The following is a 22,735-nucleotide window of genomic DNA, read 5'->3' on the forward strand; positions in this document are numbered from 1 at the left end:
AGATCTACACACCTTCCGGTTCGTCGGCAGCGTCAGATGTGTATAAGAGACAGGCTCAGATCGCGCTGCGCGAGCGTTGTCCGCGCCGCCTCGGCGGCGGCTTCGGCGACGATCAGCCGGTCAAGCTCGTTCATTCGTGAAATGTATAATATATACACTTTCTCGGCAACCGATACCTGACGGGTCGAGGCGCGGCGACCGCGCTCAGCCTTCGCTAAGGATGATCCGGCGCGCCTGATAAGGCGGGATGATCGCGGTGATGTGGGCGGCCCAGCGCAACCGGGCGTCGCGCCGGGTGGGGCCGGCGACGCTCTCGAGGTCGTAGAGTCCTGGCCCCGAGCCGCGCAAGAGGCGTTTGACCAGCACCTCGTCGGTGTCGGTCTCGACCACCACCACCTGGCCCAGCATGTCCGGGCTGGGCGAACTGCGCTGATCCTCGAAATAGATCAGCGCGCCGTCGTCGGCCAAACCGCGCATCGAATGTCCAGAAACCCTTAGCGCCACGGCTTTCTCCGTGCCGCCGGGCGGGATCGGAGCCAGCTCGCCGCTGCCCTGGCCGGTCGCCAGCAGGACATCGCCTTCCGGGTTGGCGCCGACGCGGCCGATGATCGGCGCGAGGCCTGCGACCCCGCTCGATCGCATCGGGCCGGCGGCGTCGTAGAGCCATTCCGGACGCACTCCGAAGGCGGCGGCGTATTCCTTGGCGCGGCGATAGGAGAAGGCGGCGTTGCCGTTCTCGTTGGATGAGTAGGTGTTCCGGTTCCAGCCGAAAGCCTCGGCGGCGGCTGCCGCCGTCTCGAAGCCGTTCTCGGTGCGGGCCAGCCGCAGGCGCTGGAAACGATCGTCCATGCGCGCCTTCTAGCCGAGCCTGTGTGTAAAATAAATACAGAATCCACTTGCTCGTTCACTGTATGTTCCATACATTTTCGCCATGGGACACGAAACGCAGCCGAGAGGCGCCCCTACGGGCCAAGAATATACAACCCTACGACAAACCGGGACGTCGCCGTCGCGCGCCATGGTAGAGCTCGGCGTTGCGCCAAGCGACGCGCGCAGGCTGGAGGCGCATTTTCGCGCGCGGCCGCAGTGGGGCGGGGACATGCAGGTTCCGCGCTTCGCCCGTCACGACCGGCACGTCGCCGACGTGATGGCGCAAGGGGGCTTCTGCGCCTTTTCCGAGCATCGGATCGGCAGGGACGGGGCGGCGGTGTGCCTGCCGCTGACGTGGCCGAAATGAGTGCGGCGATCAGCGACGTAGTGGCCAGCGCGCTGCGCACCCTGCCGCCCGAAACGCGGGGGCGGTTCCTGCGCGACCTGATGGCGACCGCCGCGGCGGGCCTGACGGCGCTCGAGGGCGAGCGCGCGTGCGGGGAAGCGGTCTATCGGCTGGCCGACGCGGTGGTCGGGGCCGGGCGACCTGAAGCAAAGCGGAGGCTGGGATGAGCCGAGCGGCGTATCTGGCGCGCCTTGAGCGCGAGCGTCTGATCCGGGTCGAACAGCAGGGCAGGGCGCGACTGGAAGCGCGCCGGGTCGCCGAGGGGGTGGCCGAGACGGTCGCCCTGTCGGAGGCGCGCGGCGCGCAGTTCGAGGCGCCGCCGGCGGCGCGCGGCGAGCGCCAGCGGCCCTATCGCCGCCTGGCCGGCCTGGACTGGCTGCTGCGCAAGGGGCGGCTGACCACGGCCCAGAAGGCGGCCGGCGAACGCTACGGCCGCTGCTATCGCGTGGCGCAGGGCGAGGTAGCGATCGCCTCGACGCTGGACATCAAGCCCGGCGGGGCGGCCGAGACGCCGCTGACCGCGGTGATCGCCCGCGCGGAGGCCAACGCCAGGGCCCGGGACGCGCTGAGCGCCTATCGCGACACGCTGCGCGGCCAGCCGTCGTTGGTCGCGGCGTGCGACATGATCTGCGGCGAGGAGCTGACCCCGCGTGAGGCGGCGTGCGGCGGCGACCGGGAGATCTATCGGCTGGAGGCGGTGCTGGAGGTGGCGCTGGACATGCTGGCAGCCAAGGGGATGGTGTAAGTTCCTATTTTGTTCTTGATTCCTGCGGGGATTTTGGTAAGCTTTAGATATCGGTCGTCATTGCGTCTGCAGCGCGCGACGGTTCGGCAAGGTCCCCGCCTCGGCTCCTCTCCTAGCGAGGCGCGAGGGGCCTGATTTCCAAGGTTTCAGAGACGGCCCGGCGCTTCGATGCGCGCCGACCCGCGCGCTCGCGTCGCAGACGGCGCGTCCCTCGGGTCCTCCCCTCCGACGAGGGATGTCGCCTGGCCGCTGACCTTTGGAGCCGACCACGCGCGTCCAGGCCCCCCGCGCCCGAGCACCGAGCCGCGCCTTGCGAGGCGGGCGGTCCGGGCGCGGGGGTGTTTGGAGCGCTGACCCGTGTAGCCCGACTGCCGAGTCTTCGCACGACCGGTTCCGGCCCCCGCATCGGGGCGGGCCGGCCGCCCGACATCGATCGCGGCCACGAGCGCCTTCGGGTGCCGGTGGCCAGCGACCGCACCCTCATCAGCAAACCAAGGTGGTGGAATGACCTATACCGTTTACGAGTACGACGCCGTGACCTGCGCGGGCGAACCGATCCAGCCGCCGACCGAGCGGCGCGTCGGCCAGGCGACGGGCGCAGCCGTGCAGCTGGGCGGCGAGACCATCTATGTCGCGATCGTCGCCGACGCCGACATGTACCTGCGCATCAGCGCGGCCGGCGATGCAGCCAGCGCCGCCGACCATAAGCTCCTGGCCGGCGAGACCTACGGCTTCCCCGTGAAGCGGCTGGCCCGTCCGTACATCTACGGGGTGGCCGCCTAAGATGCGTCTCGTCGAAAAACTTGTCGGCGGCGCCCCACGCGGGACGAGGGGCGTCCCCGAACTCGTGTCGGCCCCGCTGGTTTCCGGGCCGGCGACCGCAGGTGAGAGCCTCGCCGCCGATCCGGCCTCGTGGCTGAACACCCCCATCCTGTCGCGCGCGCGCCAGTGGTACGTCTCGGCGACCGGAACCGACGAAGGCGCCGCCATCGCCGGAGCGGTCGGGGCGACCCTGCTGCTCGACGGCCAGTTGGAAGGCCAGTTCATCCGGGTCGGCGAGATCGCGTCGAACGCGGTCGGCGCGAGCCTCGAGGCCCACAGCGCGTGGGTCGGCCCGATCGCCGCCGCGCTCTCGATCACGGGAACACCCGATCCCTACGCCTATGTCGGCCAGCCCTATTCGTTCACCCCCGCCCTGTCCGGCGGCCATGCGCCCTACAGCGTCGCGGCGATCGGATCGCTGCAGGACGACTTCGCCGTGGTCAACGCGACCACGGGCGAGTTCGCGGGCACGCCGACCGGGGCCTGGGTGATGAGCGGCCTGGTGCTGCGCGTCACCGACGCCGACGGTCTGATCAAGGACCTGGGACCGTTCGGGATCGAGGCCGTCAGCCTCGTCGAAAAGTGGCACAACTATTCGTTCCGGCACACGCTGGAAGGCCACGCAGATTGGGCGCCGGCCATCGTCGATCCAAGCGATGCGGACAACGTGACCACGCCGATCCTGTCGGCCGGCGTCGCCTATCCGACCACGGCCGCCGACGGCGTTCTGCAGTACGGTCGGTCCAAGGGCTCTGCGCCGAACGGTTCCAACATCGCCAAGGCCACGGCCGCCAACAATCCGCTGCTGGCGGGCTTCATGACGTGCTCGTCGGCCCAGGTGTACACGTTCGACGTGCCGTCGGCCGGTCCCTATCAGTTCCGGTTCGCGGCGGGTGCGGCCACGATCAACAGCTACGAACCGCACGTCATTCTCGACGGCAAGGCCGATCAGATCGACGACATCATCACGGGGTCGCTCCGTCTGTGGCAGGCGAGCACCGTGGTCAGCGCCGGCGCGTTCTGCGTGTCGCCGACGGACCGGGGCATCTGGGCCCTGTCGGCCGGCGGCGGCGGAACCAGCGGTACGGTCGCCCCCTCGGGAAGCGGTCCGACGTTTGCGGACGGCGGTCTCACCTGGACGCGCACGGCGATCACGGCCCTGGCGCTGATCAACAACAGCAACGGCTCAGGCTCCCAGGTCGTCGACCAGAACAACGCCGCCACGGCCGCGGCCTCCTGGCCCGCCCAGACCCCTCTGGAAGTGACGGTGACGGGTTCCAAGGGGAATGCGCTGTCGTTGTGGACCTTGGGGCTTGGGCGTCCGCGTCAGTTCGGATTCAGGCGCCTGACGGCCGCCCTGCAGGACATCGACCTCGTCGACGCCGGCGGCGTGAATCTCGGCCAGTCGCCGCAGGTCTACGCCGGCGAGCCCGGCGGCAATCCGATCCTGCGGCTGGCGGCGGCCACGGGTCGCTATCTGGTGAGCGCGTTTACGCTGGGCGGCGATCTGGCGCCCTACTTCAGCGTGCAGCAGTACGATGGGGCGCTCTGGCTGGTCTCCAACACCACCCGAATGCCCGACACCCTGGCCGGCGCGCGCAGCCTGACAATCACCCAGACCGATCCGGCCAGTTCGGGCAGCCCGCATACGACGACCTACGCCTGCAGCGTCATCTCCTCGCAAGGGCGTGACACGGGCGTCGGCGTCCTGGGCCGTGTTTCGACCCGCACCTGGCTGGAACGCAAGAAGGTCAAGGACAAGACCGACGGCATCTGGCTCGGCTATACGAGCGGAGCCTTCGCCAGCGACGTTCTGGTGACGGACGGGCCGGCGCTGGCGGCCGCGATGCAGGCCATCACGCCTGACGGCGTCAGCTGGTATCGCATTCGCCTGGGCGCCGGGACCTACACCGGCAACAGCGGCGGCGGCATCGACAAGGACTTCGGGACCGGGGGCCTGCTGATCGAGCCGAACGCGGGCGACGATCCGGAGTTCGACTTCGGCTTCCAGTCGCTGCGCATTCACGGGCTGCATGTGCGCGGCCTGAAGATGCCGTGCAACAAGCTCAAGACTGGCGTCTTCTTCCAGTGGCGCTTCGGCGACCCGGGCCCGACCGGGATCAATGGCGGCGGGCGTTTCAACAAGCTCGTGATCGAGGGCTGCCGCATCGGAATCAACTTCGGGACCGGCAACGCCGAGACCGAATGGGCCAGCAAGCACTCGTCGCTGTTCTACTGCTCGCACGGCCAGAGCGTGGCGATCATCAACAACGTGTTCGACGGGATGAGCACGGTCCACCTCGCCGAGGGCGTCCGCGCCATGAAGTTCTCCGGCAATTTCTACCGCCGCGTGAGCGGTGACATCTACGGCATCGGGCAATCGGCGAATTGGAACTCGACGATCGGTGTGTTCGCCGACAACGACGTCTGGGTCGAGGTTTCCGATGAGGCGGGCGACCGCGAGTTGGACTACCCGGGGATGACCAACGACGCCCACCAGGACCTGTGGCAGACCCGCACTTGGGCTCAGAACATGTCCAACTGGTGGCCGAACGCGCGTCCAGACGACCTGACCAGCGCCACTGCGCCGTACTGGGATGTCGGGAACCGCTGCCTCAACATGGAAGCGACCCCCCCGGCCGTCTACGAGGTCGTCGCGGTTGCGAGCAGCACGGCGATCACCGGCTCGTCGCCGGGGCCTAGCGGCTCCGGTTCAGCGATCATCGACGGCGACGTGACCTGGAAGCATGTGGCGGACTACGTCCACAATAACGACCTGCATCTGCTGATGGAGAACAACACCTTCAGCATCGACAACTCCATCTCCGGGATCGGCGGCCGGCAGTTCCTGATCGACAGCAACGGCTATCACGACAGCAAGACGAACGTGGTGGCGATCAACAACGTCTATGGCAGCCGCAGCTCGTACGGGATCGGCCTCGCCGAAGGGGCGATCTTCGCTGAGTTCAACACCTTCGCCGGTGCGAACAGGCTGAACGCTTCTACGGTGGTCAATTATCCGATCCTCCGTACGGAGAGTGGAGACGTCCACGCCTTGCACAACGTGGTTCAGCAGGCCTCGACTGCGGGGGCGGGCGCGCGGAAGGTCGTGCAGGACGAACTGGTGCTGAACTGGCGGTCCACCGCGGCGGCGCCGACCCGTCCGGGCGACAGGCTGACTGGGCCGTTCTCTCAGGACGGCGCCGGCCGATGGATCTATCCGACCCTGCTGTCGGACGGGTCGTACACCAAGCCGGCCTTCGTGGCGGCCATGCGTGGCTTGCTGGTCGCGACGAGCGGCGCCGCCGGGATCGTGACCTAGCGGCGGGCTGCGCGCGGGGGCCTCGACCGCCTCCGCGCGCAGGCTCTTCAAGGGCTTGAGGAAAGCGGCGTTCGCCGAAGCTTTCTTCGGCGTGTGGAGTTTCCGACATGACCATGTCCACCCAGCCCGCGCGGCGCGCGCGGGTCGTCGGGCGCTACAGCCCCGACCTGGCGCGCGGCATCTGCGCGCGCATCGCCAAGGGCGAGAGCCTGGCGGCCGTCTGCCGGGAGCGGGGCATGCCGCCGAGATCGACGGTGGACGCCTGGAAGACGTTCTATCCGGACTTCGGCGAGGCGTTCGCCGCGGCGCAGGCGGCGGCCGGCGGACCGGCGCGGGGCGGCCGCCCCAGCGGCTACAGCGTGAAGGCGGCGGCGGAACTGTGCCGCCGGCTGGGCGAGGGCGAAGCCCTGCACCTGATCTGCCGCGACCCGGAGATGCCCTCGCAGAGCGGCTTTTATCTCTGGCTGCATCGCTATCCGGAGTTCGCCGAAATGTATGCGGTGGCGCGCGAGATCCAGGCCTACCGGCTGTTCGACGAGGTCCGGGAGGTCGCCGAGGCGGCGACGCCGGAGACCCTGCAGGTCGCCAAGCTGCGGATCGCCGCCATCCAGTGGCAGGCGGCGCGGTTGGGGCCGAAGGCGGGCGAGAAGGTCCGCGAGGCCGCAGACGGGCCGCAGCCCTTCGCCATCGAGGTGGTGAACTTCCTGCCCGAGCCGGGCGCAGAAGATGCAGGAGAGCAAGATTGAAGCTGTTCAACAACGCAGCCGCGTGGCTCCAGACGCAGGGCGAGGCGGCGAGCAGCGCCATCGACGACGCCGCGCGGCAGGCCAGAGCCCGACGCGATGCGGCGGTTGCGCGACTGCGGGCTGAACTGGCGCTGCCGAACGTCCCGCGCAAGGCGGCCGCGCCGCCCCAGTTACGCGGGGTGATCCGCGAAGACCCGGCGGTCCGTCCACGGGCGGCGACGCCCGCGCCAAGGCCAGCGGCGAGCGCGCGGACGCCCTACAGCTATCTGGTTGATCCGACCAAGCCGGAGAACCAGGGGCTGCTGACCACCTACGCGAACGGGGACCGCTCGCGGTCGTACATCAATCCCTATCCGTCCTCGAACCTCGGCGTGCAGCCGTGGAGCGACGCCGAGTTGATCGATCGGATGAACGGCTTCGCTGCAGGAGAGAAGCCGGACGTGGGGCGGCGGATCACGTTCGTGAACGACGATCCAAACAGGCCTTCGCCCTACCAGCCACTGACGACGCCGACGGCCCGGATGGCGGCGAGCGCGATCTGGGACTCCGGTGTCGACAGCGTGAATATCAACAGCACCACGGGCGGCCATGGCGCTCCGGGACAGCGTGGCAGCCGGCACAATCAAGCGCGGGCTGTAGACATCAACAGGGTCAATGGCGCGCCGGTGTTGAATGCAGACCCCGGCCCGATCGGCGCCCTGCAGGACGCCTTCGGGCGCCAAGCCAACATCCGTGAGAACTTCGGCCCCGGCTATCAGCAGAAGACGCCCAGGCCCGGCGCGCCGGCGGTCTCATGGCCGGGCGTCGCCGCCGGGCACCGCAACCACCTTCACGCCTCCGGCCAAAAGTAGAGCTAGCCGCCGGTGAGCCGTTCGGCTTATGTTCCCATTCGACCAAGGTGCGGAGGGGGCATGCTGAAGGTTCTGGCCGCGGTGCTTGTGTTGGCGCCGGGCGCGGCGCTGGCGACGGACGGCGCGGCCGCGTGCGCCGGTCTAGTGACGTTCGACCGCGAGGCGCGGCTGTCGGCCGACGACATCGGGCGGGTGAGCGCGTCGGGGCATCGGGGCGTCGCCGACCGCTTTCTGGCGTTCGACAGTTTCAGGGCCGATGGCCGGCCGGCGCGGGCCGGCAGGACGGCCCTGGCCGTGGCCGGCACCGGCGGCGAGATGGGCGAGCAGACCTATATCGGCGTGCTTTGGACCACCCAACCGGAGCAGTTCTCGGCGGACGCGCTGGCCATCGTTCCGACGGCGTCCGGCGGCGCGCAGATCGAAGTGCGCGCCACGGGCGCCTGCGGCCGGGTCTGGCGCATGGAGCTGTCGCCAGGCGGCGCGGTGAGCGTCAATGGGCGCAAGGCCGCGGAGCTGGCGCGATGACGGTGCGGATGATCCTGGTCGTTGCGCTTGGCTTGCTGGCGGCGTGCGGTCCTCCGGGGCCCGAAAAGAAGCCGGCGGCGACGCTGCCGGAGCCCTGGAGCGATGCCCCGCCGCGCCAGATCGCGGACTGCGGGGACCTGTTTCGGTTCGATCCGGATGGGACTCTGTCGCCCGAGGAGTACTTCCGTCTGACGACCCCCGACCAGCAGACCGCCGGCGGCGGGGAGGGGCGGCTTTCGTATCGCGCCTTCGACTATGAGGACACCATCAGCCGCGACGGGTGGATGGCGCTGGGCGTGGTGAACGCGCGGGCCAAACCGGGCGACGCGAAGAGCATCGGCGGACTGCTCTGGGTGAAGGATAGCGCTGCCTTGCTCTCGGGCGGCGGCGATAGTCTGACCCGCGAGGGCGACAAGCTGAAGCTCAGCGTCGAGGTGGGCGAGGTGAGCTCGCCCGAGGGCGCGGGCAAGTGCGCCCAGCCCTATCTGGTGACCCTGGATGACCGGGGCGTACTGACCGCCGGCGGCCGGGAGGTCGGGCGGGTGCAGTAGCCCCGCCCTGGCCCGTCCAGCGGGCTGAGGCCTTCAAGATCGGTGAGACGTGGACAAACCGCAGATTCCCAATCGCTGGGGGCCGCGGGCCTATCAGCGTGGCCTCTGGACCTATCTGGCGAGCGGCGGCAAGCGCGCCGACGTGGCCGCGCACCGGCGCTGGGGCAAGGACGAGGTGGCCCTGCACTGGGCCGCGTTCTGCGCCGTGCAGAAGCCGGGGCTCTATTGGCACATGCTGCCCGAGGCCGGCCAGGCGCGGCGCGCGATCTGGACGGCGGTCAACCCGCACAGCGGCCGAAAGCGCATCGACGAGGCCTTTCCCCGGGCGATCCGGGAGCGCACGCTGGACAGCGAGATGCGGATCGAGCTGAAGAACGGCTCGGTCTGGCAGGTGCTGGGTTCGGACAACTATGACAGCTTGGTCGGCGCGCCGCCCGTGGGCGTGGTGCTGTCGGAATGGGCGCTGGCCAAGCCCGAGGCCTGGACCTATCTGCGCCCGATCCTGGCTGAGAACGACGGCTGGGCGCTGTTCCTGTGGACCCCGCGCGGCCGCAACCACGCCACCCGCAGCTTCGAGGCCAGAGCCGCCGACCCGGCCTGGTTCACCCTGAAATCGCCGGCGACCGCCACCGACGTCTTCACGCCCGAGCAGCTGGCCCGCGAAAAGGCCGAACTGGTCGCCGAGGCGGGATCGGCCGAGGAGGGCGAGGCCCGGTTCGCCACCGAGTACCTGGTCGATTTCGACGCCGCCGCGCCGGGCGCCTATTACGGGGCGCTGCTGCGCGAGGCGGGCGAGCAGGGGCGGATCGGGCGCGTGCCGTATGATCCGGCGTTGAAGGTCGACACGGCCTGGGACCTCGGGATCGACGACTATACGGCGATCTGGTTCTTCCAGCAGGCGGGCCGGGAGGTCCGCGCGATCGACTACTTCGAGACCTCGGGCGAGGGGCTGCAGGCGATCGTGCGCGAGGCGATCGCGGCCAAGCCCTACGTGTACGGGACCCACTATCTGCCGCACGACGTGATGGTGCGCGAGCTGGGGGCGGCGGGCCGCTCGCGGTTCGAGACCCTCGGCGGGCTCGGCGTGAGGCCGATCAGTGCGGGCGTGGCCGGCGATCCCGAGGACCGCATCAACGCCGCGCGGCAGATGATCGCGATGACCTGGTTCGACGCCGGCCGCTGCGCGGTGGGGCTCGACCGGCTGCGCGCCTATCGCAAGCGCTGGAACAAGGCGACGGCCAGCTATGGCGGCCCGCTGCACGACGCCGCCAGCCACGGCGCCGACGCCTTCGGCGAGTTCGCGGTCAACCGGCAGGGGGCGGCGACGCCCCGGCCGACGCCGCGAGGCCGTGGCGAGGGCCTGGGCTGGATGGCGTGAAGATCAATCGGAAGAGGTGAGAGATGACGTGGTTGGACAAGGCCGCCGGCTGGGCCAAGGGGCAGGTCGATGAATTCGGGCGGGCCTATGGCGAGATGAGCGACAGACGTTTGGCGGCCGAGAGCCAGACGCGCTCGGCCGTTTTCAATGCGCTGCCCGATCGACTCAAGATGCTGGTTCGGCTGCAGGAAGCGCCGAAACTGCGAGGGCCGGTGCAGCCGGAACCGGTTCCACCGCCGGCGGCCGTCCGGCTGGGCCCAGTTGGGAGCGGCTCCGACATTGAGATCAAGGACAGCAGCGTGAGATTGGACGGACTGTCTCCAGAGATGACCAGACTTTACGCTGGCGTAGTTGACGCTTGGCAGGGCGCAGGTGGGCCTCGGCCCGTCATCACCTCAGGTAATGACGGCAAGCACCGACAAGGCTCACGGCACTACTCCAACCATGCAATCGATTTACGCGGCAACAACATAGATGCCGCTAAGGCGGAGGAAATCCGCAGGCGACTGCAAGAGCGCGCCGGTACGGATTACGATGTCATCTACGAGACCTTCCCCAACGATCCGCGCCGGAACCACATCCACGTCGAGTACGACCCTAAACCCAAGCGGCGCTAAGGCGGGACTTACAACTCACGCTCTCAATGTTTGCCGTTTGTTCCTGATTGGTCCTATCTTAAGAGGTGGTTGGGCGGTTTGTTCAGCCTTGAAGTTGCGGCATGGGGCGAGGCAGGGAATGCGGATACTGGCATGCGTAGCCGTAGCCGTTCTGATGGCGGCCTGTTCCGCCCGAGACGGTGGCTGGCGTTCGCTTACAACGGATGAGACAGCGGCGCTGGACCGCCAGTCCTTGGCGCAGAACCCCTGGCTAAAGTCGCCGCCGCGCCGGGAGGCGGTCGCGGACTTCGACGGCGATGGCCGGCGCGATCGCGCCGTGTTCCGTGTGAATGGGGAGAGCTACGCGGTCCTTGTGCTCGGTGGCGACGGACAGGTGCGCCGGCTCGGCGAGGCGCGACCGCGCGTCGAGCTTGCGAACATGGAACTTGGCGTGCTGGCGCCGGGCATCCATCGCACCTTCTGCAGCCGGCGTGAGTCTGACGAGGCCGGGTGCAGGCCGACCGTGACCCTGAAGGCGCCTGGCGTCGTCGTGACCACCTTCGAGGCGGCGCAGATCGTCTACTTTTGGAACGGGACGGCGTTCGACGTTGCGGCCTTGAGCGACTAGGCGCCCGCGCGCCTTCCTTTGAATATCTGGAGATACGGACATGAGCCCGGACGCCTGCGCGCCCGGTGAGGATCCCACGCCGCCTGAGCGCGGCTGGCTGTTTCGCCGGCTCTATACCTACTTTGGAACCCTCCTAAATCTCTGCGGCGTCGGCGCGGCGTTGGCCAAGCTCGATGATCCGCAGGCCCTGAAATGGATCGCGCTGGCGCTGATCGGCTCCAACGTCGTCCTGGCGACCCTGTACCTGGCCGGGGCGACGGTGACCGACTGGGCCAAGCTGGCGGCCGCGGCGCGAGGCCTGCGGGCCGAGGGCGAGTTGCCGGCCGACCAGCAGGTGCGGCGATGAGCCAGGACCCCGCCCTCGCCGAACTGGCGAAGATCAGGGCCTCCGCCGATGCGCTGGAGGCCTTTTTCATGCGCGAGGCGCCGCCAGCCAAAGCCCCGGCGCCGGCGAGGGGGCTGACCCTCGACGAGCTGCGCGAGGTGGCCGACCCGCGGCTCTGGAAGATCCTGCATCGCGCGCAGCTGGGCGACGAGGCCGCCAAGCAGCGGGAGACCACGCGTCAGACCGAACAGCTGCAGGCGGTCCGCCCGGCGGTCCAGGTCAGCGGCGCCGGCGCCTCTCGCGGCGGCGTGCGCGACGAGCTGGGCACCCGCGAGTGGATGCAGCGGCGCAACGATCAGGCGCTGCGGGCGCGCTGATGGCCGGGGCTGGGATTCTGATCCTTAAGGACCAGGCCGCCTTGGCCCAAGCGCCGCGTAAGGGCGATTATCTGACGCCTGAGCAGCGGGCCTTTGACAACGAACGGCGGCGCGTGTCGCGCCAGAACGCCTGGATGGCCATTCCAGCGCTGGCGCCGGCGGCGGCGGTCGCTGTGCCGGGGGCGTGCCGCTCGCGACCGCCGCAGCGGTAAACGCGGCCCGGTTTATCGCCAGGGGCGAGGAGTGGGACTTCGGTCCCAACTTCCGGATTGCGCTGTTCGGCAACCGAACGGGTGATCCGATCGGGCGCTATCCCCACTATCATCGACGAGACCCGCTAGTGACTGGCGTCGGCAAGGAAGGCCAGGGGCTCGGCCGCCATCGACCTTGGGAGGAGAAGTCCAACGACAAGAGCTTCTGGGATCGGTTCTGAGTTCCCCATTTGTTCTTGGGTGGGGGCGATCTAAGGTGGTATTCACCGTTGGTTGAGCAGGGGCGAGAGCAGAATGCGTGCAGTGGAAGAAAGCGACGCGGTTCCCAACGGCCCGTGGAAGTTGCTGTCTATCGAGAGCGGAGGCGATCGGACCGGCGCGTGGCTGTACTTGTTCGATGCATCGACGAGGTCGGCTAATGACTTCTGGTTCGAAAACGTTCAATCGGCCAAGGAAGCCTGCAGTAGGGAATGGGGGACGCCCCTCGATTCCTGGCGGGCGACCGCTCCTCGGCCAGTTTCGGCGACGTTGATGAAAGCGCCGATTATCTGCAACGACTGTCCGGATCCGACGATCCCAGGCGACCTCGCCGTCTACCATTCTGTCGAGTGGGCGGAACGAGGACATGAGCCCTATGACGCCAAGGATCCGGCGTTCCAGCTCTACGACAGCGAAGGGCGGCTCCTGAAGATGGAGGCGTTGTGGGACACCTACTCCGTTCGCATTGAGCCGGCAGAGGCCGAGCCGACGCACCTGGCCCGGCTGACCTCGATCGTGAAGCAATATCTGTCGCACAGCGATGCGCCGGCGGGACTGGCGGATCGGCCGTTGGCCGAGATGCTGCAGTACATCTACGAACGCGATCCCAATCCTTACTCAGGCTATCGCCGGCCGGGCGCGCCGCGGCTCGGCTTCTGGGCCGGGCTGATCAATTGGTTCAGGCCCAGCAAGCGTCGGGACGTCTAGACCGCGGCGGCGCCTAAGGGCGCCGTGACCAACGCCGGGCGCCATCGCACGGCGCCTTTCTGAAAACCTGCCGATGTTCACGGGGCCGCCGCTGGGTCGTCCCGCCATTCGGCTTGCCTATCGAAAAAGGACAGTATGGCCACTAACAACACGCTGCTTTCCCCCACCTCGGTGACTCGTGAAGCGCTGCGGGTGCTGCACCAGAAGCTGAACTTCGTCGGCTCGATCACCCGCGAGTACGACGACAGCTTTTCGCGCCAGGGCGCCAAGATCGGCGACACCCTGAAGGTGCGCCTGCCGAACCAGTACACGGTCCGCAGCGGCGCGGACCTGGCTGCTCAGGACACCGCCGAGACCAGCGTCGACCTGAAGGTCGACAACCAGAAGGGTGTCGACCTGAACTTCACCTCGGTCGACCTGACCCTGTCGCTGGACGACTTCTCCGAGCGGATTCTGGAGCCGGCGATGTCGGTGCTGGCGGCGACCATCGAGGCCGACGCGATGAGCATGTACCGCAAGGTCTGGAACCAGGTGGACAACCAGGGCTCGCCGGCGACCTTCGCCAAGGTCCTGCAGGGTCGCAAGATCCTGGTCGACAACCTGGCGCCGCTGGCCGGCCGCACCTGCAACCTCAACACCCAGGACAATGTCGATCTGGTCGACGCCCTGAAGGGCCTGTTCAACGATCGGGCGACCATTTCGCGTCAGCACCGTGAAGGCTTCATGGGCCGCACCGCCGGGTTCGATTTCATGGAGAACACGCTTTGGCCGTCGCATGTTCGCGGCGCTGCGGCCGCGGCGGGCTTTCTGATCAACGGCGCGAACCAGACCGGCGCGACGCTGACCGTCGACGGCAGCGCTACGGCGCCCATCGAGGGCGACGTCTTCACCGTCCAGGGCGTCTACCGAGTGCATCCGGAGACCAAGGCCACGACGGGCATCCTTCAGCAGTTTGTCGTTGGACCGGCGGCGAGCGCCACTTCGTGGAGCATCTCTCCGGCGATCGTGACGAGCGGCGCGCGGCAGAATGTCAGCAACGCCCCGGCCGACAACGCGCCGGTGGCGATTGCGGGCGCCGCCTCGACCCCGCACGGCATTTCGATGGCCTATCACAAGAGCGCTTTCGCCTTCGCGTCGGCCGACATGGTGATGCCGCGCGGCGTGGATTTCGCAGCGCGCGAGGTGTTCGACGGCGTCTCGATGCGGATCGTGCGCCAGTACGACATCAACAGCGACAAGTTCCCGTGCCGGCTGGACGTACTCTACGGCTATAAGGCGCTGCGCCCGCAATTGGCCTGCCGCATGGCCAACCGCCTGCCGACCTAACCCGCGCTTGCGCCTCGGCGGGCGTTCGCCCGCCCGTCGAGGCCTGGCCGAGCGGCGAGCGCGAGCACATCCGACATGACCCTATCGACCTATGACGAGCTGAAGTCGGCGATCGCCGACTGGCTCGAGCGAGCCGACCTAGCGCCCCGCATTCCGGACTTCATCCGGTTGGCGGAAAGCCAGATCGACCGAGCGCTGCGAGAGCGCGAGATGACCAGGCGGGCGAGCGCGATCGTCAGCGATCCGCTGTCGGCGGCACCAAACGATTTGCTGGAGGTGCGCAGCCTCATTCTCAGTAACGGCGGCGAGCGCTGGCCGCTGACGCCGGCGCCCTTGGAACTGCTGGACGCCGCCGCGGCGGCGGTCGGACGGCCCCGCTTCTGGAGTCTGGTCGGCGCTGAGCTTCGATACCACCCGGCGCCGGACCGTGAGTACACGGCGACGCTTACCTACTACGTGCGGGTACCGGCCCTGGGCGACACGAGGCCGACCAACTGGCTGTTGGTCGCCCATCCCGATCTCTACCTGTTCGGGAGCCTCAAGGAGGCCGCGCCGTTCCTGCGCGACGCGACTCTGACCGCCATGTTCGAGACGAAGTATCGCACGGCGCTGGAAGAGCTCCGGCAGGGGCGGCGCACGCTGGTCGGCCCGCTGCGCACCGACCGCGAACTACATGATCCGACCGCCCAGGCAACCCTGATCGACTAACGAGGACCCATGGCCGCCTTCAACAAATTCAACAAGTTCGTGGAGCATCTGGCCGAGAAGGTCCACAACCTCGAAAGCGACACCCTCAAGGTGCTGCTGACCAACACCACGCCGCTAGCGACTAATGCGGTGAAGGCCGACCTGACCGAGATCTCGGCCGGCAACGGCTATGCGGCCGGTGGGACCCAGGCGACGCAGGCCGGGTCGGCCGAGAGCGCCGGGACCTACAAGCTGACCCTCGCCGACGTGGTGTTCACGGCGGCCGGCGGCGCGGTCGGGCCGTTTCGCTACGCCGTGCTCTACAACGACACCCCGACCTCGCCGGCGGACCCGCTGATCGGCTGGTACGACTACGGCTCGTCGATCACCCTGGCCGACACCGAGACCCTGACCGTGGACTTCGACGCGACCAACGGCGTCCTGACACTGGCCTAGGCCCATGGCCGCGCGCGAGCACTACGCCGCCGAAGTTCTCAGCGAGACCACGTTCACGTCGAACGTCACGTGGGGCTCGGCGTGTACGCTGTCGCCGACGCTGGCGACTGGCGGCGACTACATCGTCTTCTGGAACCTCGAACTCACCAACCAGAGCAACACCAGCTCCGACGCGCAGGCTCAGGTGACGGTGGACGGAACCGCGGTCGCCGCGTTCAACGTCGAGAACCGCCTGACCTCGGAATGGGGGGCTTACGCCGGGTTCTTCAAGGTCACCGGGACCGGCGCGGCGCTGGCCATCGACCTTGAAGTCAAGGCCGAGACCAACGGCAACAACATTATCTGCCGCAACCGCCGCCTGACCGTGCTGCGGATGGGGGCGGGCGACGTCTACGTCGAGAGCACCGCGCGCCAAGCGGTCACCGCGGGCGGCACGACCAACTGGGCTGACGTGCTCTCGACGTCGTTCTCTCCAGCGGTCGGCGATTATCTCGTCCTCGCCCACTCGATGACCGACAACTACGCCACGACGACGTCGGCCTATGGGAAGTTTGTCTGGGACGGCACGGCCGAGGGTAACACCGAGATCGCCGCGGCGGGTCACGCCGACATCACCGCCGGTCAGAAGAACCTCTTTCCGCTGAACAAGCAGCGGGTCTATGCCGAAGCGACCGGCGGGGTCAGCCGCACGGTGACCTGGCAGGGGCGCAGCAACCAGAACTCCTTCGAGGTCGGCTTCGCGCAGAACCGGCTGCTGATCCTGAAGCTGGCGGATTTCGACGCTGCGTACCCGGCGCGGCAGGCGACCACGACCACGGTCACCGGCGGCGCGACGCCGACCGAGACCTTGAGCATCACGCCGACCGTCTCGGCGAACCCGCATCTGCTGCTCGGCAGCTGGTACGCGAACAACCTGACCTCGGCGACCCGGCTAGTCACCTCGGTCCTCGACGACGCGAACGACGACAGCGATGCGGCCTCGGCCGCCATGCGCAGCTACTCGACCAACAACGATCGCGCTCAAGCCTCGTCATTTGCGGGTGTCCGATCCTACGTCGCCGGCGCGCGTAAGATCTGCTTGAACCTCAACGCTAGCCAGGATGGTGATACGGTCGCGCTGATGGCCTCGTCGGCGTTCATCGCGCTCGACCTGGGCGGCTCCGGCCAGACCCTGACCCCGGGGAGCGGCGCCTTCACTCAGACGGGCAGGGTCGCGGCGACCCACGCCACCCGAAAGCTGCCTGTCGCTGCACGCAGTTTCACCCTTGCCGGCTTCAACAACGCCATCGGACGCGGGTTCAAGGTTCGCGCCGACACCCGCGGTTACGGCTTGGCCGGGCGTCCGGCGGGCCTCAGGCGGGGGGTGAGGCTGGCGGCGGGCGGGGCGGGGACGTTCACGCTGAGCGGCGTGGCGGCTTCCCTGACCCGGACCATCGCCGGGCGTACTATGACCGCGGCGGCGGCGGCTTTCGCCGTCACCGGCCGAACCGCGGGGCTGCGGGTCGGCCGCAAGCTGCGGGCCGCGCCGGAAGGCTTCGTCTGGTCGCGGCTGGCCGCCGGCTTGCGCTGGATTCGGCGGCCGTCCGCCGCGCCGGGAGTGTTCGCGCTCTCGGGCGGGCGGGCGGCCTGGGGCTGGGTCCACGTCCTACGCCCGGCGGCTGCGATCGTCACCGCGGCTGGGAGCGGGCCGGCGCTGCGCTACAGCGGCGCTCAGGCCTGGCGGCCGATCCCGATGAGCGGTGAGGCCTGGGTCCCGAAGCGGGGCAAAGGCGAAACCTGGTCGCCGCTGGACGACCTCGCCGAGATCTGGAGCTGACCCATGCTGATCGCACCCGTCGATCTGAAATCCGACCCGCGGCCGTTCTACCAGGCGCTCGCCAACGCCATCGCAGCCCTAATGACCCCGCAAGCGCCGGCGGCGGTGTTCGCCTGCGCCAAGGCGGACGTACCGCCGGCGGCCAACTGGCCGAACGGGGTCCTGCGGGTCACCGACCTCGACATTCTGGCCGTCTCGAACGGCTCTGCCTGGATCAGGCAGGATACTGGAGCGCCGATCTGATGCCTTCGACCTATTCGACCCGCCTGCGGCTAAACTACCAGGCGCCGGGCGATAGCCTGAACACCTGGGGGACCGTGCTCAACGGCGGTGTCTTCCAGCTGCTGGAGGACGCGGTCAGCAAGCGCGTCGCCTTCACGCTCTCGGGCCCCAAGATGCTGACCACGGCCAACGGCGCCGACGACGAGGCTCGCAGCGCGATCCTGGACGTCATCAGCGGCACTGGCGGCACGATTACCATTCCGGCGGTCGAGAAGCTTTATACCGCGCGTAACGCCGCATCGGGCGACGTGGTGGTGACGACCGGCGGCGGCGCGACGGCGACGATCAAGCCTGGCGAGGTGGTCACTGTCGTGTGCGATGCGGCCAACGTCCGCCGCGTGCAGGCGACGGACATGGGCGGCGTCAAGCTGACCGGCCTGGGGGCGCCGGTGAACGGGACGGACGCGGCGACCAAGGCCTATGCGGACGCCCTCGCATTCAACGAGGTGAGCTTGCCAGGGCAGGGGGCGAGCACGGTCGGGCAATACGTCCGCTCAGACGGAACGGTGGCGTCCTGGGCGCCCATCAACGTCTCCGACGTCGCCGGCGCAGCCCCGATCAGCAGTCCCACTTTTACAGGGCGGGTTGGCGCTCCTGGCGGTGCCGACGTCGCTAGCCTCCACACTTCGGGCGGAAGCTCCGCGGACGTGAGCACCGTCGCAGCCGCCAACCTCGACTTCAGCCTCAACGATTTTCAGACGAAATCGATCAGCACTAACACCGCTTTCACGATCTCGGGTCTTCAGGCGGGCAAGGCTCAGTTCCTCGTGTTGGTGCTCGCTATTTCATCCGGCGCCGTCCCGTCGTTCCCGTCATGGGTCGACTTCGAGAACGGCGTCGACTTCCTCTCTTTGCTTGGCAACGGGACCCACTGGCTGACGATTGCCACCGTCAACGGCGGAACGAACGGGGTGGTCAAGGCCTTCGCGAGGAACGTCTCGTGAGCGTCGCACGCGCGGGCGCCTTGATGGCATCGACGCCTTTTGCTGCGTTTGTCGGTTCGGCAGGCCACAACGAGTTCTCGTCGGGCGTACCGATCCCGGCGGCAGCGAGAGTGGGCGACCTCAGTGTCATTTGCTTTATCGCATCGCGCACGATGAGCGGCGGATCGGGTGGGGGCTGGAGCACTTTCACGACCAACAACGGACAGGTGAAGGTCTCGTGGAAGCAGCTTGAGTTGGCCGACCTTACGGTGCCGCTGGTCCTGAACGCGGATGCACCGGTCACCGTGTTGGTCTGGCGCGGTCCGACCAAGGTTTCGGCTCAGCGCACGTCGGGTTCAGGTGCGGCGCCATCCTCCCCCACAGTGGGGGGCTTCACGATGATGGGTTTCGACAAGTCGTTGCAGACAGTCGGCCTAGTCGGCTTCACGCTCGGGATAAACGGAAGCGCTGAGCTTCACAGCCCGCCATGGCAAGATGGCGCAGCGCAAGGGCCGACGTCCTTTCGTCAGGCGACGTACAGCATGACGACACTGTCGAACTATCCTGATGGTGCGGGGATAAACGTGACGACGGGCTTTGGCCCTGGGACCGGCTATGCGGCCGTTCACGAGTTGTTGGCCTGATGCGGGTCCCCCTCAAAATCCCGCCGGGCCTGAACGGCGACGACACGGCGTATGCGGCGGTCGGCCGCTGGGCCGACTGCAACAATGTGCGCTTCGACCGCGACTTCCCGCAGGTGATCGGCGGTTGGGAGAGCCTGACGGCGAGCCTGCTCGCCGGCGTCTGCCGCACGGTGTTCCAGTGGACCGACAGCCTGCCGACGTTGAACATTGCGTTCGGTACGCACTCGGCGTTGCAGGTCTGGCTTGGCGGCAGCCTCTATGACATCACCCCGGCCCTGGCGAAGCCGGCGTTTGCGCTGCTGGACGCCGGCGCGACCGTCACGAACGGCTCGCCGACGATCACTGTGGTGAAGACCGCGCATGGTCTGACGACGGGCGACAGCGTCGTGGTGTCGGGCGGGATCGGCGTTGGGCGGCTGGCGCCGGCCGGCGCCTACACGGTCACCGTCGCCGACGCGAACACCTTCACGATCACGGCCGGTTCGAACGCGCAGCTTTCCAAGACCCTCGGCTCGAACCCGCTCAGCGTGACCAGCGGATCGCCGACCGTCACGGTGACCGAGACCGGCCACAACATCAGCACCGGGACCAGCATCACGGTCTCAGGCGCCTCGGCGCTCGGCGGCATCACCCCGAACGGGACTTTCGTCGCCACCCGGATCGACGCCAACAGCTACAGGTTCAACTTCACCTCCGGCGCGACCAGCACGGCCACGGGCGGCGGCGCGTCGGTCGCGGTGGCGGTTCCGGCGACAGGCGGGATCGGGATGACCTTCGGGCCGCAGGACGCGTTTGCGGCCGGGTCGATCGACGGCACCGGCGGGGCCGGTTATGGCACCGGCGCCTACAGCGTCGGCGGCTATTCGGAGCCTTCGACGTCGGACTACTTCCCGCGGACCTGGGCGCTGGCCGCCTGGGGACAGCAACTCCTCGCCAACCCTCGCGGCGGGACGATCTACGCCTGGGCCAACGTGACCGCCGACAAGGCCGCGCCGCTGACCAACGCGCCGGCCAAGGTCACTCACATGCTGGTGGCGCCGCAGGACATGGTGTTCGCGCTTGGCTGCAATCAGGAGGCGTCGAACGCCTTCGACCCCCTGTGTATCCGCCACTCGTCGGTGCGCAACAACAGCGAGTGGCATACCGCAGCGGGCACGACGGCGCGAGAGTATGTGTTGCCCGGCGGCGGCCGGATCGTCGCCGGCCGGGTGGCCGGCTCCAGCCTTCTCGTCTGGACCAACCATAGTTTGTTCCAAGGCACGTTCATCGGCGCGCTGGCGACGCCCTGGCGCTTCGACCGGGTGGCGACCAACTGCGGCCTCATCGGGCCGAACGCCGCCGTGGTGGTGGGCCAGGCCGCCTACTGGCTGGGTGTCGACGGCCAGTTCTATCGCTATGGGCTCGGCGGCGGCGTCGAGCCGATACCCTGCGCGATCCGCGACGACCTGTTCGGCAACATCACGCCCGGCCAGGCCGACAAGATCACCGCCGCATCGAACTCGCGCTTTTCCGAGGTGCGTTGGGACTACCCAGACGAGCGCGACGGGACCGAGAACAGCCGCTACGTGGCGCTCTCGCTGGTCGGGCAGGGCTGGCACCGCGGGCGCATGCCGCGCACCGCGATGGCGGACGCTGGGCCGTCGCAGGACCCCATCGGCGTGACGGCGGCTGGCAACGTCTACTGGCATGAGCGCGGTCAGTCGGCGGACGGCTCGGCGCTGTCGTGGTCCATCGAGACGGCCGACCAGTACCTCAACGAGGAACAGACCGCTCTCGTGCTGGGCCTCTGGCCGGACCTCAAAAGCCAAGTCGGCCCGATCAACATCTCGATCACCAGCCGCTTCAAGCCGCAGGGCGACGAGACGACCAAGGGGCCGTACCCGGTGGCTGCCGGCGAGGACAAGGTCGATGTGCGGGCCAGCGGGCGGCTGTTCAAACTGAAGTTCGAAGGCGCGTCGGTCCCGGCCTTCGCGCGGTTCGGGCAGATCGCTGTCGATCTGGCAGCGGCCGGCGACCGTTGACCTACTTGGATTGGCTTCGGCCAGCGCTGGTCGATGCAACCGTCGACGAACTGATCGCCGAACTCGCCTCGGGCCGTGCACAGCTTTGGCTCGCAGAGCGCTCGGCGCTCGTCACTGAACTCGTTGGGCAAGGGAGCGATCGCTGCCTGCACATCTGGCTGGCGGGCGGAAGCCTGGTTGACATCCTAGGCCTGCGGCCGGGGCTTGAGGCCTGGGCGCGGGGCCAGGGCTGTTCACACATCACGATCGACGGGCGGCCCGGGTGGATCCGTGTGCTGCGCCGACACGGCTACCGCCTTGCGGGGCGCGAGCTCAAAAGGACGCTTTGAATGGGTAAGAGAAAATCGACCAGTCAGACGAGTACGAGCAGTACGTCGTCGAGCACACCGACCAATCCCGAGTGGGTCGCTCATACGGCGCAAAGCCTGAATACCGGCATCCAACGCCTGGGAGGGATGGACCCCTACTCGCTGGTGGCGCCGGTATCGGAGCTTGAACGGCAAGCGAGCGCGGGCGCTGCCCGGTTGGGGGCCGGCGTCGGTGGGGGAGCCCAGCCGGTGGCGGGGGATGAGTGGTTCGCCAACCTCTTGTCGCAGCCGACCCCGACCGTCGGGGCCGCCAGTCTGCTCGACAACCTTGGCGCATATCAGAATCCGTATCGTAGCCAGGTTGTCGATGCAGCTTTGGCGGACTACGACGCCGGCGCTGAGGCCACCCGTGCGACGCAGGACCTTGAACTGGCGGGGAGCAGCGCGTTCAACGGTTCAGGATCAGCGCTGACACGCAGCATGACTGAGCGCCAGCTCAATCAGGGGCGCAGCTCGGTCAGCGCCAATCTGCTCAAGGATATGTTCACGACCAGCGCGGGCCTGGCGAGCCAGGATGCGGAACGTCGCCAGCAGGCGTCGCTCGCAAACGCCCAGAACGCGATCCAGGATCGCCACATGCGTGGGCAGCTGGCGCTCGAACGAGACAATTCACTGCGGGCCAACGTGGCGGCTCAGTCGTTGCTGGGCGCGCAATTGAGGGGCGTGGATCAGGCGATGCGAAATGCGCCGATCACCCAACTCGGCACCCAGATCGACATGTTCTCCGGGCTGCCGCTGCAGCTCTTCCAGGGGCAAAATTCGACGTCGACAGGCACCTCGAACACCAAGACGACCGAGAGCCCGAGCCTTCTCGACATGCTCGGGCAGGTCGCCAGTATCGCGAGTTCAGTTGCGTCTCTTGGCCCGAAGCTCTCGGCAGGAGGCAGCTGAC

At 68.1% G+C, this 22,735-nt stretch carries 27 protein-coding genes; 26 read left to right on the forward strand and 1 reads right to left on the reverse strand.

Annotated features, from left to right (window positions below; translation table 11 throughout):
* Window positions 1-204 precede the first annotated feature (204 nt).
* A complete protein-coding gene (locus OUA97_RS12270; protein ID WP_267232182.1) occupies window positions 205-849 on the reverse strand; it encodes a S24 family peptidase in 645 nt (214 codons plus the stop codon).
* Window positions 850-1,018: 169 nt separating this feature from the next.
* Here OUA97_RS12270 and OUA97_RS12275 point away from each other — a divergent pair, with 169 nt between their 5' ends.
* From OUA97_RS12275 to OUA97_RS12400, 26 genes are all read left to right on the forward strand, one after another.
* Window positions 1,019-1,237: a hypothetical protein gene (locus tag OUA97_RS12275; RefSeq protein ID WP_267232183.1), complete on the forward strand. Its 219-nt coding sequence runs from the start codon at window positions 1,019-1,021 to the stop codon at window positions 1,235-1,237.
* Window positions 1,210-1,443 (forward strand): hypothetical protein, encoded by a 234-nt coding sequence (locus tag OUA97_RS12280; RefSeq protein ID WP_267232184.1) that lies wholly within the window; start codon window positions 1,210-1,212, stop codon window positions 1,441-1,443. The genes OUA97_RS12275 and OUA97_RS12280 overlap by 28 nt, the downstream gene beginning before the upstream one ends.
* Window positions 1,440-2,021, forward strand: a complete 582-nt coding sequence (locus tag OUA97_RS12285; RefSeq protein ID WP_267232185.1) for a hypothetical protein — start codon at window positions 1,440-1,442, stop codon at window positions 2,019-2,021. Before OUA97_RS12280 ends, OUA97_RS12285 begins: the two co-directional genes overlap by 4 nt.
* Window positions 2,022-2,525: 504 nt before the next feature.
* Window positions 2,526-2,804: a hypothetical protein gene (locus tag OUA97_RS12290; protein ID WP_267232186.1), complete on the forward strand. Its 279-nt coding sequence runs from the start codon at window positions 2,526-2,528 to the stop codon at window positions 2,802-2,804.
* A 1-nt stretch (window position 2,805) separates the two neighbouring features.
* Window positions 2,806-6,165, forward strand: coding sequence for a hypothetical protein (locus tag OUA97_RS12295; RefSeq protein WP_267232187.1), 3,360 nt, complete (start codon window positions 2,806-2,808; stop codon window positions 6,163-6,165).
* A 107-nt stretch (window positions 6,166-6,272) separates the two neighbouring features.
* Entirely contained in the window at window positions 6,273-6,911 is a 639-nt protein-coding gene (locus OUA97_RS12300; RefSeq protein WP_267232188.1) for a hypothetical protein, read from the forward strand.
* The gene (locus tag OUA97_RS12305; protein ID WP_267232189.1) at window positions 6,908-7,762 is read left to right on the forward strand and encodes a hypothetical protein; all 855 of its coding nucleotides are present in this window, start codon (window positions 6,908-6,910) and stop codon (window positions 7,760-7,762) included. The genes OUA97_RS12300 and OUA97_RS12305 overlap by 4 nt, the downstream gene beginning before the upstream one ends.
* A 60-nt stretch (window positions 7,763-7,822) precedes the next feature.
* Window positions 7,823-8,287 (forward strand): hypothetical protein, encoded by a 465-nt coding sequence (locus OUA97_RS12310; RefSeq protein WP_267232190.1) that lies wholly within the window; start codon window positions 7,823-7,825, stop codon window positions 8,285-8,287.
* Window positions 8,284-8,838, forward strand: coding sequence for a hypothetical protein (locus OUA97_RS12315; RefSeq protein ID WP_267232191.1), 555 nt, complete (start codon window positions 8,284-8,286; stop codon window positions 8,836-8,838). Before OUA97_RS12310 ends, OUA97_RS12315 begins: the two co-directional genes overlap by 4 nt.
* Before the next feature lie 49 nt (window positions 8,839-8,887).
* Window positions 8,888-10,216 carry a hypothetical protein gene (locus OUA97_RS12320; RefSeq protein ID WP_267232192.1) on the forward strand — a complete coding sequence of 443 codons (1,329 nt, stop codon included), beginning with the start codon at window positions 8,888-8,890 and terminating at the stop codon, window positions 10,214-10,216.
* A gap of 23 nt (window positions 10,217-10,239) precedes the next feature.
* Entirely contained in the window at window positions 10,240-10,833 is a 594-nt protein-coding gene (locus OUA97_RS12325) for a hypothetical protein (RefSeq protein ID WP_267232193.1), read from the forward strand.
* 232 nt (window positions 10,834-11,065) lie between these two features.
* Window positions 11,066-11,440, forward strand: a complete 375-nt coding sequence (locus tag OUA97_RS12330) for a hypothetical protein (protein WP_267232194.1) — start codon at window positions 11,066-11,068, stop codon at window positions 11,438-11,440.
* 40 nt (window positions 11,441-11,480) lie between these two features.
* Window positions 11,481-11,786, forward strand: coding sequence for a hypothetical protein (locus OUA97_RS12335; RefSeq protein WP_267232195.1), 306 nt, complete (start codon window positions 11,481-11,483; stop codon window positions 11,784-11,786).
* On the forward strand, window positions 11,783-12,142 hold the full coding sequence (locus tag OUA97_RS12340) for a hypothetical protein (protein WP_267232196.1): 360 nt from the start codon (window positions 11,783-11,785) through the stop codon (window positions 12,140-12,142). Before OUA97_RS12335 ends, OUA97_RS12340 begins: the two co-directional genes overlap by 4 nt.
* Before the next feature lie 184 nt (window positions 12,143-12,326).
* On the forward strand, window positions 12,327-12,575 hold the full coding sequence (locus tag OUA97_RS12345) for a hypothetical protein (RefSeq protein WP_267232197.1): 249 nt from the start codon (window positions 12,327-12,329) through the stop codon (window positions 12,573-12,575).
* Between the two features lie 73 nt (window positions 12,576-12,648).
* Entirely contained in the window at window positions 12,649-13,320 is a 672-nt protein-coding gene (locus OUA97_RS12350; protein ID WP_267232198.1) for a hypothetical protein, read from the forward strand.
* Window positions 13,321-13,455: 135 nt separating this feature from the next.
* Window positions 13,456-14,646 (forward strand): P22 phage major capsid protein family protein, encoded by a 1,191-nt coding sequence (locus OUA97_RS12355; RefSeq protein ID WP_267232199.1) that lies wholly within the window; start codon window positions 13,456-13,458, stop codon window positions 14,644-14,646.
* A gap of 75 nt (window positions 14,647-14,721) precedes the next feature.
* Window positions 14,722-15,354 carry a hypothetical protein gene (locus OUA97_RS12360; protein ID WP_267232200.1) on the forward strand — a complete coding sequence of 211 codons (633 nt, stop codon included), beginning with the start codon at window positions 14,722-14,724 and terminating at the stop codon, window positions 15,352-15,354.
* A gap of 9 nt (window positions 15,355-15,363) precedes the next feature.
* Window positions 15,364-15,789 (forward strand): hypothetical protein, encoded by a 426-nt coding sequence (locus OUA97_RS12365; protein WP_267232201.1) that lies wholly within the window; start codon window positions 15,364-15,366, stop codon window positions 15,787-15,789.
* Window positions 15,790-15,793: 4 nt separating this feature from the next.
* Entirely contained in the window at window positions 15,794-17,605 is a 1,812-nt protein-coding gene (locus OUA97_RS12370; protein ID WP_267232202.1) for a hypothetical protein, read from the forward strand.
* A 3-nt stretch (window positions 17,606-17,608) separates the two neighbouring features.
* Window positions 17,609-17,848: a hypothetical protein gene (locus OUA97_RS12375; RefSeq protein ID WP_267232203.1), complete on the forward strand. Its 240-nt coding sequence runs from the start codon at window positions 17,609-17,611 to the stop codon at window positions 17,846-17,848.
* Window positions 17,848-18,831 (forward strand): hypothetical protein, encoded by a 984-nt coding sequence (locus OUA97_RS12380; RefSeq protein ID WP_267232204.1) that lies wholly within the window; start codon window positions 17,848-17,850, stop codon window positions 18,829-18,831. The genes OUA97_RS12375 and OUA97_RS12380 overlap by 1 nt, the downstream gene beginning before the upstream one ends.
* Entirely contained in the window at window positions 18,828-19,454 is a 627-nt protein-coding gene (locus tag OUA97_RS12385) for a hypothetical protein (RefSeq protein ID WP_267232205.1), read from the forward strand. Before OUA97_RS12380 ends, OUA97_RS12385 begins: the two co-directional genes overlap by 4 nt.
* On the forward strand, window positions 19,454-21,475 hold the full coding sequence (locus OUA97_RS12390) for a hypothetical protein (protein ID WP_267232206.1): 2,022 nt from the start codon (window positions 19,454-19,456) through the stop codon (window positions 21,473-21,475). Before OUA97_RS12385 ends, OUA97_RS12390 begins: the two co-directional genes overlap by 1 nt.
* Window positions 21,472-21,804, forward strand: coding sequence for a hypothetical protein (locus OUA97_RS12395; RefSeq protein ID WP_267232207.1), 333 nt, complete (start codon window positions 21,472-21,474; stop codon window positions 21,802-21,804). The genes OUA97_RS12390 and OUA97_RS12395 overlap by 4 nt, the downstream gene beginning before the upstream one ends.
* On the forward strand, window positions 21,805-22,734 hold the full coding sequence (locus OUA97_RS12400) for a hypothetical protein (RefSeq protein WP_267232208.1): 930 nt from the start codon (window positions 21,805-21,807) through the stop codon (window positions 22,732-22,734).
* The last annotated feature ends 1 nt before the right edge of the window (window position 22,735 follow it).

It is taken from the genome of Phenylobacterium sp. 58.2.17, from assembly GCF_026411515.1.
Classification (GTDB): domain Bacteria; phylum Pseudomonadota; class Alphaproteobacteria; order Caulobacterales; family Caulobacteraceae; genus Phenylobacterium.

Coding starts and splice junctions, on each gene's coding strand:
- OUA97_RS12270 (WP_267232182.1), bottom strand. CDS start 849: ATGGACGATCGTTTCCAGCGCCTGCGGCTGGCCCGCACCGAGAACGGC.
- OUA97_RS12275 (WP_267232183.1), top strand. CDS start 1,019: ATGGTAGAGCTCGGCGTTGCGCCAAGCGACGCGCGCAGGCTGGAGGCG.
- OUA97_RS12285 (WP_267232185.1), top strand. CDS start 1,440: ATGAGCCGAGCGGCGTATCTGGCGCGCCTTGAGCGCGAGCGTCTGATC.
- OUA97_RS12290 (WP_267232186.1), top strand. CDS start 2,526: ATGACCTATACCGTTTACGAGTACGACGCCGTGACCTGCGCGGGCGAA.
- OUA97_RS12295 (WP_267232187.1), top strand. CDS start 2,806: ATGCGTCTCGTCGAAAAACTTGTCGGCGGCGCCCCACGCGGGACGAGG.
- OUA97_RS12300 (WP_267232188.1), top strand. CDS start 6,273: ATGACCATGTCCACCCAGCCCGCGCGGCGCGCGCGGGTCGTCGGGCGC.
- OUA97_RS12310 (WP_267232190.1), top strand. CDS start 7,823: ATGCTGAAGGTTCTGGCCGCGGTGCTTGTGTTGGCGCCGGGCGCGGCG.
- OUA97_RS12315 (WP_267232191.1), top strand. CDS start 8,284: ATGACGGTGCGGATGATCCTGGTCGTTGCGCTTGGCTTGCTGGCGGCG.
- OUA97_RS12325 (WP_267232193.1), top strand. CDS start 10,240: ATGACGTGGTTGGACAAGGCCGCCGGCTGGGCCAAGGGGCAGGTCGAT.
- OUA97_RS12335 (WP_267232195.1), top strand. CDS start 11,481: ATGAGCCCGGACGCCTGCGCGCCCGGTGAGGATCCCACGCCGCCTGAG.
- OUA97_RS12340 (WP_267232196.1), top strand. CDS start 11,783: ATGAGCCAGGACCCCGCCCTCGCCGAACTGGCGAAGATCAGGGCCTCC.
- OUA97_RS12350 (WP_267232198.1), top strand. CDS start 12,649: ATGCGTGCAGTGGAAGAAAGCGACGCGGTTCCCAACGGCCCGTGGAAG.
- OUA97_RS12355 (WP_267232199.1), top strand. CDS start 13,456: ATGGCCACTAACAACACGCTGCTTTCCCCCACCTCGGTGACTCGTGAA.
- OUA97_RS12360 (WP_267232200.1), top strand. CDS start 14,722: ATGACCCTATCGACCTATGACGAGCTGAAGTCGGCGATCGCCGACTGG.
- OUA97_RS12365 (WP_267232201.1), top strand. CDS start 15,364: ATGGCCGCCTTCAACAAATTCAACAAGTTCGTGGAGCATCTGGCCGAG.
- OUA97_RS12370 (WP_267232202.1), top strand. CDS start 15,794: ATGGCCGCGCGCGAGCACTACGCCGCCGAAGTTCTCAGCGAGACCACG.
- OUA97_RS12375 (WP_267232203.1), top strand. CDS start 17,609: ATGCTGATCGCACCCGTCGATCTGAAATCCGACCCGCGGCCGTTCTAC.
- OUA97_RS12380 (WP_267232204.1), top strand. CDS start 17,848: ATGCCTTCGACCTATTCGACCCGCCTGCGGCTAAACTACCAGGCGCCG.
- OUA97_RS12390 (WP_267232206.1), top strand. CDS start 19,454: ATGCGGGTCCCCCTCAAAATCCCGCCGGGCCTGAACGGCGACGACACG.
- OUA97_RS12400 (WP_267232208.1), top strand. CDS start 21,805: ATGGGTAAGAGAAAATCGACCAGTCAGACGAGTACGAGCAGTACGTCG.